Genomic DNA, 16,684 nt, shown 5'->3' with positions numbered 1-16,684 from the left:
GGTAGGTTGAACACCTGGGTCAAATTTCCGTCGGCACGATCCTCGTAAGTGGGTCAAATTTCAGTCGGCGCCAACAGCTTCGCGCTCATTCCGGCTTTTGAGGATCAGTTTTCAGCTCCGTCTGTCGTTGTGAGCCGAAGAAAAGTCTCTGCGTCGTCCGAACCCGGCGTTCAAGTTCCGGCGCCGTGTATCCCGTGGTTATGCTCAGTGAGGAGTGCCCGAGCGCGCAACGGACTACGTCGAGTGGCACGCCGGCCGCCACTGAATGGGTTGCGTGGGTGTGCCGAAGCCAGTGGGTGCTGACCCGCTCCAGCGCCAGCGCGTCCTCGTGCCGATGGGCACGCCTGAGTGCGGCTGCAACCACCAACATGAATCGCCGCACTTGCAGGTACACCCCCTGCGCACCCAGTGACCCGTCGGCCTGCCATCGGCAGCCAGCGTCCCTGCGCCACTGGACCAGCAGTGGACGCTGTGCCTCGCGACAACTCGCCGACGTCTCGGCAGCGGGTCCACTGATCGCAAGGAGTTCGTTCAACTCCACAACGAGCTCCGACGGCACAGGAACGCGGCGACGCGCACCGCCTTTTCCAATGACCGACAAGCACCACCCACCTGCGCGGGCAGCGGCTGAGTCGTCAGGCCCGGAGATCGGTTTGTCGAACTCAAACCAACGCAAGTCCGATGTGCGCGCCGAAACCAGTTCAGCCAATCGAAGGCCGGTGGCATAGAGCAGGCGAATCATCCAGACCATCTGGCGCCGGCGCGGACTCTCCTGGCCAGCCGATCCTTTGGTCACTTCAGCCATTACTTGCTGCACGGCCTGCCACTGGACATGCGACAAGCTTCGGCTGACATCAAAATCCACCTGTTTGGTTCGTGGCTTTGCAACGGCGGCCCATGGATTTGCTCGAAACAGTCCTTGGTTCCGCAAAAACTCAAATAGGCCGCGCAGCACGGTCATCGCCTGCCGACTCGACGCTGCAGACAATCCGGCCTCGAACGGTCGCCATTCGGGCGAACCCCGTGGCGTCCCGCGTGGCGCGCACCAGCGATCTCGGGGCTGCGGATCGGCCAAGAACGCGCGGTAGGCGATGCAGTCTGCGAGCGTCGTCTGTGCAAGGCTGCGACCGCGCTCCTGGCGCATCCAAAGCAGGAACCGTTCAGCCTCGCGCTCATATTGACGACGTGTGTGATCCAGGGACCAAGGTGCTTTCGTGGCGTCCTTGGGACATCGAGCGTCGATCCACAGCTGGACCGCTTCGATGTCAAGCCGCGCACCGTCGCTCAGCGACTGCGTGCCGTTGCCGCTTGAAGGGCGTGACGCGTCGACGGCCGGCAGTTCCGCGACAACGCCGTCGCTTGAAGTTGTCTTGCCAACGACTTCATTCGGCTCAGCAGCGAGCCCCATCGGGCCGGTGTCGACGTCGAATTCGAGACTCAGTTGAGCCCTGCCAGTCGCACTGCGAAGGGATTTGTTGTGTGCACGCATCATGCTCACAGCTTGCCGCAAGATTTTTCTCAACTAAGTCGTAAACCTCTCCCTTCCTTTTCTTTTCGCGCACGCCATCTGATTCAGATCGTCAGGATCTCTGATCTTCAAATGCCACTGATTACTCCTCTAATCAATGGCACATCGAATCGTAGAAATCCGAGACAGATCAGGTTTTCAGAGAATCGCTGCAAATGCAGTTCCTCCATACGAAACAGATGCCAACTCTGAAATCTGAATCAGTTGGAGAGAATCCAAGCCAGTGACATACGCCGAATTGGCAGTCCCTTGACGCTTTGGCCGAACACTTGCGCTGGAACGCCTCTTCCCAAACACCCCTGCCTCATTGCAGACTGAATTTAGCGACCTCGCGGTGAGGAAGCGAAACAAGGAAATGCAATGAGTGATGTCAATAGTGTGAGTTTCTTCAGCCTGCCTGAGTTCGAGTTCAGCCCGACCGTCGTTTTCGGAATCCACGAAGGCCTTCGGATCGCCTTACCGGAGGATGAGCGCGCCAATCTTCCAACGCCGAAAGTTCTGCTCTCCATGACCCAGCGTGCGAGGGATATTGCCGAGCTCGCTGAAGGCGTAAGGATCACCGGATATGGCGAAATGCTCGTACTGCGAGTTCTTCACCCCAAGGTCGAATGGGGGCCTATCGAGCCGGGCTTCTTCGACACCTTGAACGAGAACGGCGAATCGTTGGTCTGCCTAGCCGACCCCAAAACTGATGAGCCACTGCCGGTGCCCGACCTTCTAATCCAGTTCGTCACCTGCGCTCTGCCGTTGCAACTGAATCTGAGGACGCCGATCAGCAGGCTGGTGGCGTACATGGTCGCTACACGCGATCTGGGTCTGGAATCCGACATTCATCGGCCCTTTGCCGAACCAGAGGATCTCGACTCCAAACATTCGCCGCGAGGTACACCGCAGGAGGCGCTGCAATTGACGCGGCTGCTAGCCCGCAATTGCCCCTCAACGCAGCACCTCGCCGGCTTTCTGCAGCACCTGCACAGCTGGCTCGAGACCAAGGATGAGACCGTCAGTACTACGGCCGCCCTGCTGCTGCATCTGCGCACGGAAGACCCGTTCGCCATCTGGCGCAATGCGGCGGTCTGAGCGATGGCCACGGACGCAAACATGCAGCCCAATGGCTCAGTTTCAGGGCATCCATCTGCAGGGTTGGGAATCGAGATCTTCACTGTCCAGAGACCTGGTTCCGGTACCGAATATCCGCTGCGCGAACTTGTCGATATCAATCGTGACAGCGTTTACCGCCTTCTTTGCGGGGACGGATCGGTCTTGGTCCGTGAGGCCGCTGGCGAAATACTCGACAAGGAGAAGGCAGCCAAACGCTTCCTGGCTGTGAGTTGCTGCTCCGGCCTGCGGTCAGCGCGTGCCTATGCCTGTCGACAGATCGTCTTCAAGGCGGGAAGTAGACAAGAGGAGCTCGTGCTCCGGCGCTATTTCGACCGCGTCGCAGTGGACAACGGGCGTGGTGGAATCGAATGGAAGGCAACCAAGGTCCAACACAGCAGCGACTGCGAGTTGGATGCGAGCCGCGAGCAGCGGCATTCCACTCGGCGACCTGGAACAGGCGACGGAGGGAACCGCAAACGCGCAAGCCCCGGCGATCTGGTCATTGGAAGAGTCAGGCGAGTGAAGGCAGGACCCGCCGGAAAAAGGAAAAGGGCAGTTGCTCCAACTCGTGGAGCTCGTGGTCCGAAATCGCGACCTGATACGCGCGAATCGCGGATTTTGCTGACAGCCCTTGACAGTTCCCGACTGAATGTAGTGAACCGAGACACCTCTCCAGGCCAGGACATGGCTGACCTGAAACGGGCTGCAATTGATCTCGGGCGGCCACAGCTTCCCGAAGGCGTTAGCCCGTCTGATACCTGGCTCTTTGGGGCCGACGACTTCGCATCTGAAGCCAAGCAAGTGCTTGCCGGGCTAGCCAATTTTTGGCCTGAAGGTAAATCACCGACAATTGACGCAGCCGTCACATTGACTGGTATCAAACGAACCTTGGAGATGAGCCGTGAATGTTTGGTTCACGGCACGGGTGATTCGACGTCGAGGCTCATGCTTCCACCAAGAGTCAGAATCTGGCGCGAAGGTAGAACGGGGAAGTCATCAATCTTTCTGGCTTTGCTGAAGATTGGTCTCGATCATTGCGGCGAGATCGAGGTGATTGCCGGCTATGCGCATCCAGTTATTTCGAAGGACTTTCTCTGTCCTGTGGACTCCGACGAGGAGCGAAAGATGGTGCTGGCAGCACAGTCGTGGCATGGTGAGCGGCGAGCAGGGACGTCGACTAAATTCTTGATCGTCAAACCAATTTTCGATACTAAATTCAAGGATAGAAGACTCACGCTGGATCTTTTGCTATATGTTGTACACGGCCTCGCGATCAAATTGGTACTCACACTCGAACACCTTGGATATGCAAAAAAGGCATACGTTGATGGCAAGTTGGGTATCAGAAATCTTTTGATTGAGGTTGGCCTGCTGCATATTATGACGACCAACAAGCGAAACCTGCCAGCTCTAGGCAAGTATCACGTCATCAGTGTGGAGCAGCTGGAACAAGTACTGCACAACAAGCTTGGGACCGTCGACTTCTTTGAGAAGCCTGCCTCTGATGAAGACTAGTTGTCGACAACCAGATAGCATGGCGCTGTAGAAAGTTCCGAGCGCTGCGCTTCACGCTCACGGCAAATCCGCCAATCGCTTTTACCGTCCTAGGCGCTGCACGTGCGCCTGCGCAAAGTCCCAAGGCCGCGCCAGTGTCCGAACGCTCAATTTCCCCTGGACACAAATCAACCAAATTTCCGAGTATTGCGCTCGAAGTCCTCGCATCTATCGGCGCCCGTTAAGGGCGGGTTTGCCGACCGTCTGGCTCATGTCCCTGTCCAGCTTGCGGCGCGGCTCGCTCGCTGCCGCACGGCAAGTGCTCGAGCGCAACTGGACCGGAACGGCCTTCTAAGAGCGCTGGCAGGCGTGGAGGGCAATGCCCTGCCACGGTCATCGCGTGAATGATGGTCCAACGGCTCAACGACGGCCGATTGCCGACGACGCGCGCTGCGTTTGGCCCACAGCAGGGCCCGCGGCGACACCCGAACGGCCTGGCTGACATGGGAGTAGTCGGCTCTCATTGGGCGACTTTCTAGAGATTGATCGCCATCGTGCTTCAAACTTAAACTAAGTGAGTTTTCAGCTCGTGCGCAGCTTTAGCTGTTGGTTTTGAATCTGGTTCGTCGCCGCCAAATACATTGCTTCAAATTTTCCGTATAAATGTTGCGCATCGTCATCAAACACAAGATCTTTTGCTCTTTGCTTAGCCCTTTCCGGATTGCTCAGATCGAAAAGCTGAATCGTCTTCAGCCCCTTTGCAGAGTTGCCAACCGGACCAATCAATATATTTAACCCGTCTGCCAGATAGTCTACATGCAGCACTGGGTCATCCAAGTATGGATGTACTATTGAAAATTCATTGCGCCTATACGATTTTGATCTCTTGACCACAGGATCATACGTCGCCTTTAAGTCTGTATTGCAGGCAAAGCATGCCAACACAAGATTTTCCGGCCAAAACATCCACTCCTGATATTTCTCTTTGGGCGCGATGTGGTCCCGATGGGGTCTCTTCTCAAACAGACGACATCCGCAATATGCGCACCTTTTGGATTGCTCGATAAGCAGCAGTTCCGTAAACTTCTTCTTGAACGCCTTAGATAGCTTTGTTCCGCCCGTCCATGGAGTCTTTGACTTTGTGGTCCTAGCATATTTTGAAAGAGACTTTATGTCCCGCCAATCAAAATTGGGTGCAGTTAGCTTCTTCATTTCAGCGAATCAAGATAGGTTCTAATTTCAGAAACGACCAGCCCCAGAGGTTCCACTTCCTTGTAGTCGATCCGCGAGATCTTCTCGATAAACCGTCTTATCAGTTGCTTGTCCCTTCCTCCCTCTTGTATGTGCCTCAGGACAAGCGCGAGATCCTTGTTAAGGTGAAAGCTAGAAGCGGATGGAATTCCAAGCACCTGATATAAAACTGATTCCGACCCCCAGCCCTCAAATTCCGCATCAAGCGTTTTATACGTTACACCTCCACCTTCTCGCTCAGCAAGTACAATACTGGCAGTACCGTGGGGCAGGCTCGAAATCAGGTGCGGTGAATGTGTCGCAATCACCACATGACTTCCCGGGGCATGGGCGAGTGATTTGAGAATTAGCTCTGTATATTGCTGTTGCCATGTCACATTTAGGCTGACTTCAGGCTCATCTATTACAACCAGGCATCCCGCACGCGAATGCGCGATGAGTTTTGCACCTACGGAAAGTATGTTCTGTTCTCCAGAACTAAGCTGCCCAAATGGAATCCAAGGCGCTCCTTCTATGCAGAGGGCTGGCCAGGCTGAGAAGCCTGCTCTGCTGGCTGTTGAAAAACTCTTGATAAGCGATGTGAATTCAATCCGATCGCCATCACTCAATGCAGATATTCTTATAAAAGCTTCCGGCCTGGACTTACTGGAACCGCCTGGAAGGACGTATTCCGTTAGATGCGTCAACAGGAACTCGAATAGCAAACGAATTTCTTTGGTCGATTCCAACACTAGTTGTTCGTTGACTGTCGCCACTCTTGCAGATCCAAGACGACGTTTCATCCTCTCCAGAACATACTCTTCCTTGCTTGGATTATCTAGAAATTTTTTAATTTCCGATCTTGTGATTCTTGGAAACAGAAAAGCAAGCTCCCGCCCGCCACCGAAAACCAAGTTCAACCAATCCTGAAAGGCGTTCAGACGCTCTCGATCTGAAGCCATCCGCAAAACCGCTTCGCCTACTGATCTCTCAACAGAGCCGGTTGTTGTCAGATTCGTCGCTTGCCTAACTCCAAGGTAGTGATAGAACGGGTCCTCCGACTGCGTGTCCCTTGGAAAATGGAATTTGTCCATCACCAAGTTCGATAGCGCGAGTACTCGTGAGGGGAGTCCTATATCGCCAACCAAATCACTCTCGTTTTTATGGATCAATCCTTCTGATCCATTGACAACGGTCTCCAGGCCTGTGCACATCAGACCCAATGCTCCTTGGCCAGCAAGCCGACGAGAGTACTTGTCTAGTGCTTGTCCGGATTCAATGGTGCACAGCCTGTCAATAAATGCAGCTAGCAGACGACTCTTGCTAGTTCCATTCGCTCCTGCGATCAAAGATATGTGTGTACTTTTTAGATTGGCATTTGGGCCAATCAGATCGACTTGAATTGGAGATTTGGCTCCGAAGTCCAGTTCTACTCTCTTAAGAAGAAAGCCGGCGTTTTTCATAGTCCCCCTACCCAAGCGAGCCGCCTACAGGCCCATATGCTCAACGAAATTCATTGAAGATTTGGTACTTTGCACTGCCGATTTCATCAAGTCTTTCGGTTTTCGGCTCGCCGGATTTGCCCTGTGCTCAGGCTAACTGCAGTCGCCCAATTACAAGTTCCCGCCTCAGGCTCACCGGCAACAGGTCGGTGAACTTGAACGGCTCTGCCAGTTCCGAGATCTCTTTGTCATCGAGTGTCGGTGCGACAGCGGCTACATCTCCACGGAGACGAGGGTCAACTACCCAGCTGACGGACAGGCCGTCGCTGCTGTTGGCGCCCGCTTGGCGGTTCGCAAGCTGCATTCGACGGTTGGCATCAGCCCCGGCGTAAGTCCACATCAGGAACCCACTCGAACCCTGTGCTTCGATTGCCGGCGGGTTGATCTGCGTGGGCATCGTGTCGCGCAACTCAGCCAGTGCAGCGGTTGCACGTTTGGACAGTTTGGCTACACCCGTATCGCCCTCCAGCAGCAGTTCGCGTACCGCCATTGCAACCTCGGCGCTCATGCTGCGGCCGCTGCCCATCCACCTGGCCTTCCCGCCCTGAAGTGCCGGCTCCAGCCACACGATGCGTCGCTTCCAGTCCACCTCGCGGGCCGTCCAGCTTCTACCTCCGAGCAGCAGGCGCAGCGGCTCACCTGGCTTGGCCAGCAGCACGGCCGGATCCAGATAGCCGACCTCGGTCGCGCCGTACTTGCCGACAAGTAGATCAGGCCCCGTGAAGGTCACCAGGAGGTCCAGGTAGTGACTGCGCTCGTGGGCCGCCTGAGTCTTGGGGCCAATCTGCAAAAGTTCGGGTTCTGGGCAGGCCAGATCACCCTGTTCGATCAGATGATCAAGGCAAGCGCCGATGCCCGAAGGATCCAGTTCGGGAAACGCTGAATTCAGGTTGGCACGCAGCTCAGCCAGCGGCACCAGTCCGCGCTCGATGACCGTCAGTAACGCTTGCTGCACCAGCACGTTCCAGGGGAGTACCGGTGGCACTGCAGCCTCTACCCAGCCCTTGGACCACAGCCGACCGATAGCGCCTGCCGAGAGCAAGGCGGTTTCGCTGGTCGTGAGAAAAAGGCAGTTGCGCCCTACCCCTGCCCGGCGGCCGCTGCGCCCCATGCGCTGCAAAAAAGAGCCCACAGTTCCGGGCGCGTCGATCTGGATGACACGGTCCAAGTCGCCCACATCAATGCCCAACTCCAACGTGGACGTCGCCACGATCACGCAATCACGTTCTTGGGCAAAGGCCGACTCGGCATGCCGACGTTCGCTCGCCGACAGCGAGGCGTGGCTCACGAAGGTTCTCGCACCCAGCTCGCGCAAGCCAGAGCCCAGCCTTTCAGCGCTGCTGCGGGAATCGCAAAACACCAGCCGCTTCTCGCCTCGATGCAGCCGTGAAATGACGATCGCGGCGTTCTCCAGCGAACTGACATGGTCGATGGTGACGTCGGCATCGGCGGTCACACTGGAGCTGCCGACCACCTGCCGGGGCCCTGCGGGTGCGAACCAATCCAGCAGCTCGACTGGATTCGCAACTGTCGCCGACAGGCCAATGCGCTGCACCGGGGCACGGGTGTATCGGTCGATGCGATGAATGACACTGCGCAGGTGCCAGCCGCGATCACCGGCCGCGAAGGCGTGAAGCTCATCCGCGATGACGCAGCGAAGCCGGCCGAACCAGGCATCGCGTTCGATGGCCGGCGAGATGAGCATGCCTTCCAGGGATTCCGGCGTGGTCAGCAACACGTCCGGCGGGTCGTTCAGCCACTTGCGCTTGCGGCTCGGCGATACGTCGCCGTGCCAGACCTCCACGCGCCGACCAACCAGACCCGCGTAGTGCTTGAGGCGCGGCTCCAAGTTGTTCAGCAGGGCCTTGATCGGGCAAACGTACAGCACACTGACCCCAGACCACTCCTCACTGAGGATGCGAGACAGCACGGGCAGGAACGCGGCTTCAGTCTTGCCGCCGGCCGTGGGCGCCAACAACAGACCATGCAGCCCGTCCAGGATCGGATCGATCGCCTCCAGCTGGGTCGGCCGCAGCTTTGGCCATCCCAGCGTGTTGACGATGTGGTGCTGCAGCGCTGGGTGCAGCCGGTCGAAGCTGTTCACAACTCGATGTCGTCCACCGAGGTAGCACTGGCCGCAGCGCGCTCGTTCACCGTCATCTCAGCTTCGGCCATGGTCAGCTGGTAGTGCTGCCGAGGGTCGAAGGCCTCGTGCAAATCCACTCGGTCCAGCACATCGGCCACCAGCTTCTTCAGGTAGAGCCGCGGCGCGACACCCACCTTCCCGCCCAGACCGCCAGCCACAGCACGAGCCAGCTGTTCGACGTACACGTCGTCTACCCGTTGCCGCAGGCGAGCCTCGTTCGTCCGATCATGGGCATAGAGATCGCGCACCATGCGCCCGACCTGCAGCAATGAGGCCTGGTCGAACGCAGCCAGGCGGATCTGCACGGCACGCGGGTTGTCGAATCGGCGATCGGTTGCGAAGTCGACGTGCAACCGCTGCGCCAGCGGCACCAGGCGCTGCACCCCTTGAGGGCCGTCGAAGAAGGCCGGGGTTCCCGTCACGATCAGGTACAGCCCGGGATAGCGCCCAGCGTCGATCTCGTCGATCCATTGACGCAGCGCATTCAAACCCTTCTCCCGGCTGTCTGCCCGCATGCGCTGCAGGATTTCAACCTCGTCCAGCACCAGCAACAAGCCGCTGTAGCCGCTGTCGCGCAAGATCGTCAGGAGGCCGGCCAGGAAGTTGGCTGCGGCAAAGTGATCCAGGTCGCCCTTGATACCCGCGAAACGCTTCACACCGGCGGCCACGTTCGGCTGGCCCGCCAACCAGGCAATCAGGCCGTCAGCAATCTGCTGGGCGCCGTCGGCCTGTGCCTGGCGGTAGGCCCGAAGAACAGCGGCGAAGGCCGGCGCCGCACGGCTGATGCCGGCCAAGCGCGCCTCCATCAGTTCATTCGTCCGCGCCAGCAAGCCGTCGTTGTCAGCTGGGTCCACCGAGGCATCCGCCAGCACGTCCTGCTCGAGCGCGAAGAACCAACCGTCGATGACGCTGCGGAAGGCACCCTGCGGCGTGTCTGCGGTCGCCAGTTGTTCAACCAATCGTCGGTAGACGGTCTCCAGGCGATGCAGCGGCGTCTCAGTCTCGTTGATCTGCACTTCACTGGTTGCGAAGGCCTTTGATCGCGCCCGCTCCTGCAGCCAACGACCGAAGAAGGTCTTGCCGCTGCCGTACTCACCACGAACGGCCTTGAATCCAGCCTTGCCGGTGGCCACGGCCTTGAGCTCCTCATCGAAGACCGGCGCCAGAGCATCGATGCCGACAGCCAAGGCATCCAGGCCCGCGCTGGGTACGGTCCCGCGTCGAAGCGCGCCGACGATGTCTTCTCGACGACTGGCGCTGATCATGTGGACCTCCGGGGCTTGGTGATGCTGGAGCCGAGCTGGAACTGCAGCATCAACAACTCGCGATTCAACTCGATCAAGCCGGCGGACTCATCGACGGTCAGCACCGCAGCTTGATCGACATTCAACAATCGACGCGCAACGCTCAGCACGCCAGCCAGCCGCATCTCGGGTACCGCCAGTCGCTGAGCCAGTACCGCTTTGCCCAGCTTGCCGCCCCTTTCATCCAGCCCTTTCAGGATGCGCCGCATCTGCTCGTCAGGAAGCGCCACGCGAGCTGCAAGTTGCCGCTGGGAAGCGTAGATCGACGACGCCAGCAAATCGCTGACCCAGTCTGCCGGCGCTGCTGCGGCGGCTGGCTGAAGCGCGAGGACGGGCAATGGCACCTCATCGTCTGGGAACAGTGCCACTTGCGGGGCTGGCGGCGCAGCAGCTGCCCGCCGCGCAGGGGTCTTGACGGCAACCTTGACCTCCACTGCGGGTGATGCTGCACCCGGTAGATCCCACCACTCGGGCTGCTGGGGCGGTGCCGGCTTCCAATCCGGCACGCTCAGGCCAAAGGGAGCAAAGACGCTCATCGGCACCACCACTTCAGCCGGCGCCGCGCCGCCGTGATAGCCGTTCTTGCGGCCTGTATACCGGGCTGCGCTGCTCCAAAGCGCGATGACCGAGGTGTCGGACTCCGGCGTCAACACACGGTGACCTGACAGCAGCAGTTCCTCGGGCACCTTGACCTGATCCCCGGTGCGCCAACGGTCGCTGTCGGCGCTGCTCACCTGGCGACTGCCCTCTTCCAGCACGTGACCGTGGTCTGCCGTCACCACCACCACACGTCGGGCGGCCTGCGCTTCGCGAAGAATTGGCAAGAGCAGACGCAGGTCTTCCAGGCTCCAGCGCTGCTGCAGTTGTTCCGGTCCACTCAGGTAGTCGTCCACCGCGTTGTAGACCACGCCCACCACCTTGGCGGAGGTGTCACCGATGACCTCGCGCACCTCGGCAGCCAGATGTCCGTCATCGCTCAAGTCAGCCTTGTGGAACAGACGCGGGCGTTGTTTGCCTGAACTGGCCTGGACCAGCGCAGCATGTCCAGCAAAGGCCTGCTTCTCGAACGGCGCAGCACCAGTGACAACACGGCCGGCCAACAGGCTGGCCCGGCTGACGGTGGTCACCGTCGGCAGCACCGCCACACCCAGCTGAGGGCGATCGGCGTCCAGCCGGATCAACTCGCTCCAGCCGTGGCGCTCGCAGCGTTCGAACAGCTCGCGGAAGATGGCCACGCTCAAACCATCGATGACCAGCAGCAGCACCGGGTGATGCTTGGCCAGCGGCGCCACCACGCGGTCGAGCGCATCCTCCAATGGCACTGCACGGGCTCGGGCCGATCTTGCGGACTTCAGCGACTGGGCCAGGGCCAGCGCGAATCCCTTCGCCGCCTTCTCGCGGCTGGCCAAAACGGCCGTCCGCAGGCTGGCATACGCAGTCGACAAGGTTGCCAGCTCGTCGCCGCCCATCAGCTTCGATCGGGCCCAGTCCACATAGGCACCCTCGTCAACTTGCTGCGCAGCCAACGCCTCCAAGTCTCCCGCGGCCGCAGCAGGCCTGAGCCACCAACGCGCCAGCCGGCGCGCCATGCGCACGCGTTCGATGCGCAGCCCCAGGCTGGCGCTCAAGTGGTGTTGCAGTGCGAAATTGGCGGCATCTTCCACCTCGGCGATCGTCGCTTCGGTGGGCTGCTTGACGTGGTCTTCCAAGGCAGACGCGAACCGCTCCAATCGCTGCTCCAGGCTCAAAGGCAAGAGGTCGCTGAAGTGCGCAAACTCTGCGACGTGCAGGTCACGAAGAATCGCGTCGGCGCGGTCCATGGCGCCGCGCATGGCATCGACCGAGAGGCTCTGTACGAGCTGCCGCGCATCCTCGGCCCAGCGACGACCTTGCTGAACGCCCACAGGCTGGTTGCCGGCATAGCGCTCCAGTCGGACCGATGCCGCGATCAAAGCTTGCTCGCGTTCACCCTGGGCTGCAAACACGACGCCGCAGACCAAGGCCAGCGGCACCACATCGGCTGCGCGCCCGGCGTCGATACACCGCACGGTGACCTCGCCCGTCGAGCCAGCATGCCGCGCCAGCCAGCTGAGCGTGTCGCGGCGGGCGCGGTCTGACAGCCTTGCAAGCTGGACATCGACATCCGGACGCATCGTCCAGCCCAGCAGGGTCGTGGCGTCCGGCCGCGCGCTGTCCAGTTGAAGGCAGCGGCCCAGCACCTCGCGCCAGGCCGTGTCAGCGTCCAGGAAGCCCGCAGACACCGGCGCATACGGCCTTTGCTGGGCCATGTCCACCAGCACCTGGGGCATCCAATCGTGCTCGCCCAGGCGCGCGTCGGTACCTTGCGCACTGAACAACTGGCGAACGATGTCCCAGCCCTGGGGCTGGAAGACTCTGGCACGCGCGATGCGGGCGGCGACATCGTCGGGTACCTCCTGGTCGCCCAGCGGGGTCAGCAACACCAGGCCGTCCAACTCGCCAACGCCTGTATCCTCATCCAGCCAGTTCAGGGCGTCGCGCAAAGCCAGGCGGCTCTCGCACCAGCGCAGCTCGAAGTGCCGCTCCCGACGCATCAGTTTGGCGGGCCAGTCCTGCTTGCTGGCACTGCGAATCACCACGGCACGGGCATCGGGGTTTCGACCCAGCACAGCGTCCAGCTGTGCTGTGATCTGCGCCTCATTGACGGACAGCGCAACGGTCACGCTGGCGCCCTCCGGCGCACCAGGCGCCAACTGACCGTCAACTCCAGTGACGGATCGTCGGCCATGCGCTTCTGCAAGCCAACGAGCGTTTCGCCTGCAGCCTGGGCGGTCAGTACAACCGCATCGTGTTGTTCGACCACCTCGTCGCTGACGGGAATTGGTGGCAAGGGGTCAGGGCCGGGTTTCAGTTGCGGATCTGGAACCGGCGGCGGTGGTGGCGGTGCAGGCGGCGGCGGTGCGGCCGTGGTCAACAGGTCAGTAGCCAGCTGCTCCAGGCCTTGCAGGCCAGCTCTGAGGCCAGATACGTACTCATCGGCTTGCAACAAGGCCGACAGGTCCTTGAGCAAAGCGCCGGCCTCAGTGGCACGCTGGTCGGTCAATCGGCCCAGGCCATCGAACAAGGGCCACCGCGTGTTGGCCATGACATCAACCAAGGTCTGCGCCTGGGTGATCGACTTGCCCATGGCCGTCTCAGAAGTCTGCACGTCCAGCTGCGCTATCGTGGCCACCACATCGGCATCGTCTGCTGCGTTCAACGCGGACAGCGCAACCTGGGCTGCTCTCGCAGTGCGCCAACGTGCGCCATCCGGGCCAGCCCCATAGCGATCGCAGCGTGCGCGCAGTGCCTCGACCAGGGACGACGCCGAACTCTGGCGTTCTCGGGCGACCTTCTTCACATCGGCCACCAGCTTGCCCACGTTGGCAGCGCTCAGCCCCAAAGGCGCGACCACGCCCAGCAGCATGCCAGCGCGGCGAATTGCAGTTTCCCAATCGTCTGGCTTTGGCAGCACCTGCTCGCGCAGCTCCACCTCGTCGGACAGGCGCTCCACATCACCCTCATGCGGGCCACCGTTCAGCACCAGGCGCCGGTTCGTCTGCAGTGCCCAGGTCAGGATGATCAGGTTCTGCAGCTCCAGGGGCAGGCCCATCGCCTTGGGCTGATCGATCCATCGCCGCACCTGCGCGACGGTGAGCGGGTTGGCGCCGCCGTCCTTGGCCGCCTGCTGCGAGAAGTGCGATTGCCAGTGCGATTCGATCAGCAGCGGCGTCTCGCCCATCTGGCCCAGCCGCAGCGGGTTGACCACCGATCGCAGCTGCTTGCGCAGCGCCGCATCGTTCACATCCGTACGGCCGCTCGGCGAATCCACCGCCGTCTTGATCGCCGGCCAGATGTTGCGCACCAGCCGGGAACTGATGCCGATGTCGAACGTCGGGTGTGCCGGGTAGCGGTGCGCAAACAGCTGGTCCAGCAGGCTTTCGAAGGCCGCCTGAAAGTTCACGCCCGTCGGCGGCCGGGGGGCCAACGTCGGGTCCAGCGACTGGAACTGTTGTTCGGCCGTCAGCTCGTGCACGATGGACTCGCGGGGCTCCGTGCGAACCCGATAGGCCACTTCCAGGTGGCCGATCATCTTGATGCGCAGCGAGTCCCGCTGGTTCTTGGCCACCGCCTTGGCCTGAACCCGGTCGACGAAGGACAAGTGCGTCGAGTAGGTCTCGAACCGGTCACCCTGCAGGATGTGGTCAAGCACCACGTAGCGCTTGAGGTCCGACTCAGCCTTGGGGCTGAGGAAGGCCGTCAGCCACACCAGCGTCTGTGTCGGGCCACCTTTGTATTTGCCCAGCCGCGCCAGGTCGTCGGCCGGCGTGCGGTGCGTCTCGTCGAACGGCAGGTCCATCACGACGGTCCAGGCGCCGGTGCGGTCCTTCAGGCGGTCGTCGGCCATCTCGCGCACGTTCTCGTACACCACCTCCACCTCGCGGCGGGTGCCGCGCCAGTTGAACTCGTAGTGATGGAACATCGTGCCGCGGTCGGCGATACCTAGTTGCTCGAACAGCAGTTCGCGCACGGTCTTGCGGCGGTTGCCGGCGTTGTCCACCACCTCGGCCGCCTTCAGCACCGGCTCCAGATCCACGCCCGTGATCTGGATGGACACCAGCGGGTTGGCGTCCTCGGTGACCTTCAGCTCGCCCACTTCACCCGCCCAGTCGCGCAGCTTGCGCAGCACTTGCTGCGCCTCCTGGCCGGGAATGGGCGAGCGAAATGTGCCGTGGTTGAGCGCCGTCAGGCGCGTGGCGGTCAGCGCCTTCAGCGATTCCACCTCCGGCACCAGCGCGGCAAGCAACAGGGTCTTCAGCAGGCGCGCGTCGTTGCGCAAGGCCTTGGCTCGGGTGGCGTCGGCCTGACCCAGCTTGATGGCTTCCCAGGTGGTGCCGGCCTTGGCCTCCAGCATGGGCAACAGGCGCTGGTTGTACAGGCGCTTGGCGTTGTCAAAGTGCATGCGCATGGCTTCCGAGAACGGCTCGTCGCCATCGGCAATGGCATCCCACAGATCGCCCACCGGGATCAGCTGCCCCAGTTCCAGGTCTGCGCGCCTGTCCACCAGCAACTGCACCATCAGCTTCAGCGCCGTGCGTTCGCGCTGCAGGGCGGCCGACACCGAAATCAACGTCTGGACCAGAGCCGGCGTGAACGGATAGACCTTGCGGAACATGTCCCGGTCGGACTCGGTCGTCAGCAGCGTGTCCAACACATCGCGCCGCAGGCGCAGCACGTCATCGAAGGCGGTGGCCAAGGTCTTGCGTGCGTCGTCGCTCACCGGGCGCAGCACGCGCTTTTCGGCAATGGCGGGCAGATTGCGGTCTTCCAGCGTGATGCGGTGAAAGCGGGCTTCCCAGTGCTTGAGCACATCGCCGAACTGCACGCTGACCGCGCCGCTCAGGTTCTCGCCCACCAGGTCGCGCAGGTCGCGCTGCCGAGCCACGAAACTGATCAGTGGAATCGGTCGGTCGGCATGCGTGGCCTCGACCAGCTTGACCAGCTTGGTGCCCTCACGGCTGACGAATGACACATCGCCCGCCCGACTGGCCAGCCACAGCACCAACTCGTCCAGAAACAGGATGACGGCGTCATAGCCCAGGTCGCGTGCATGCCGGCTCATGATGGCCAGCCCCGCATCCAGGCCCACGAACGACTCCTGCGCTCCGGCAATGTCTTGGTACGCGGTGAAGAACTGGCTGATCAGCGCACTTACCAGCCGCGAACGGTCAGCAACGGCCGCAACATCCTGCGGCTGCGGGTTGGAGAGATTCAGTACTGGGGCAGGCGCTTCGGCCAGCGCGGCTTCGAAACTGATGGCATCCCACCCGCCCTCCATCAGACCCCAGCCATCGCCGCCACCTTCGGCGCTGCCAGGGGCCTTGTTCAACTGCTCGAAGAAGGCGGCATCGCCCATTCGCTCGCGAAGAATCGTCGCGTCGGCAAACAGCTTCTCTGCGGCATAGAAGCCCGGTACCGGCGCGCTGGGGTGCAGCCGCCGCACATGCTCGGCATAGCCGCCCAGGATGGCCGATTCCATGTCGGTGGCGCCGATCATGTGGTACGGCACCATCAAGAAGCGCTTGCCCTGGGCCCAGCTGGTCTGCTCCACCGCAGGTGCCAGTTCGGGAATGGCCCGGGCCTGCGCATTGCCCGCCAACAGCAGGTTCAGCACCGCCATGAAGTGGCTCTTGCCGGAACCGAACGAGCCATGCAGATAGGCCGCCTTGCTGCTGTTCGTCGTCACCGACTGCTGGATGAAGCCCAGCGCGTTCTTGAAGGATTCGGCCAACTGCGAGGTCACCACGTAGTCGCGCAGCGTCTGCTCGGCGTGGGCCACGCCGTCAGACAGCTTCAGCAC

General features: G+C 61.0%; 9 protein-coding genes. 2 read left to right on the top strand and 7 right to left on the bottom strand.

From position 1 onward, the window contains the following. Nucleotides 1–85 precede the first annotated feature (85 nt). Nucleotides 86–1,492, bottom strand: a complete 1,407-nt coding sequence (locus EOINJALH_RS25885) for a tyrosine-type recombinase/integrase (protein ID WP_088285617.1) — start codon at nucleotides 1,490–1,492, stop codon at nucleotides 86–88. 396 nt (nucleotides 1,493–1,888) lie between these two features. Between EOINJALH_RS25885 and EOINJALH_RS25880 the strand changes: the two genes are divergently transcribed. Further along, nucleotides 1,889–2,608 (top strand): hypothetical protein, encoded by a 720-nt coding sequence (locus EOINJALH_RS25880; protein WP_088285615.1) that lies wholly within the window; start codon nucleotides 1,889–1,891, stop codon nucleotides 2,606–2,608. 3 nt (nucleotides 2,609–2,611) lie between these two features. Continuing rightward, nucleotides 2,612–4,144 carry a hypothetical protein gene (locus EOINJALH_RS31420; RefSeq protein WP_158219899.1) on the top strand — a complete coding sequence of 511 codons (1,533 nt, stop codon included), beginning with the start codon at nucleotides 2,612–2,614 and terminating at the stop codon, nucleotides 4,142–4,144. Between the two features lie 561 nt (nucleotides 4,145–4,705). On the opposite strand, the gene EOINJALH_RS31415 is transcribed toward EOINJALH_RS31420, so the two are convergent. From EOINJALH_RS31415 to EOINJALH_RS25855, 6 genes are all read right to left on the bottom strand, one after another. Further along, nucleotides 4,706–5,335, bottom strand: coding sequence for an HNH endonuclease (locus EOINJALH_RS31415; protein WP_144290172.1), 630 nt, complete (start codon nucleotides 5,333–5,335; stop codon nucleotides 4,706–4,708). Continuing rightward, a complete protein-coding gene (locus EOINJALH_RS25875; RefSeq protein ID WP_088285635.1) occupies nucleotides 5,332–6,816 on the bottom strand; it encodes an AAA family ATPase in 1,485 nt (494 codons plus the stop codon). The genes EOINJALH_RS31415 and EOINJALH_RS25875 overlap by 4 nt, the downstream gene beginning before the upstream one ends. Before the next feature lie 127 nt (nucleotides 6,817–6,943). Next, nucleotides 6,944–8,959, bottom strand: coding sequence for a DEAD/DEAH box helicase (locus EOINJALH_RS25870; protein ID WP_088285613.1), 2,016 nt, complete (start codon nucleotides 8,957–8,959; stop codon nucleotides 6,944–6,946). Then, complete coding sequence (gene brxD, locus EOINJALH_RS25865) at nucleotides 8,956–10,266, bottom strand: BREX system ATP-binding protein BrxD (RefSeq protein WP_088285611.1); 1,311 nt, start codon at nucleotides 10,264–10,266, stop codon at nucleotides 8,956–8,958. Before brxD ends, EOINJALH_RS25870 begins: the two co-directional genes overlap by 4 nt. Beyond that, nucleotides 10,263–13,007 carry a BREX-2 system phosphatase PglZ gene (gene pglZ / locus EOINJALH_RS25860; protein ID WP_234414044.1) on the bottom strand — a complete coding sequence of 915 codons (2,745 nt, stop codon included), beginning with the start codon at nucleotides 13,005–13,007 and terminating at the stop codon, nucleotides 10,263–10,265. The genes brxD and pglZ overlap by 4 nt, the downstream gene beginning before the upstream one ends. After that, complete coding sequence (locus EOINJALH_RS25855; protein ID WP_234414047.1) at nucleotides 13,004–16,684, bottom strand: DUF6079 family protein; 3,681 nt, start codon at nucleotides 16,682–16,684, stop codon at nucleotides 13,004–13,006. Before EOINJALH_RS25855 ends, pglZ begins: the two co-directional genes overlap by 4 nt.

The organism is Ideonella sp. A 288, from assembly GCF_002198735.1.
GTDB lineage: Bacteria > Pseudomonadota > Gammaproteobacteria > Burkholderiales > Burkholderiaceae_C > Pseudaquabacterium.
Note: the sequence above shows the minus strand (reverse complement) of the source record. Positions and strands in the feature narration are given on the sequence as shown.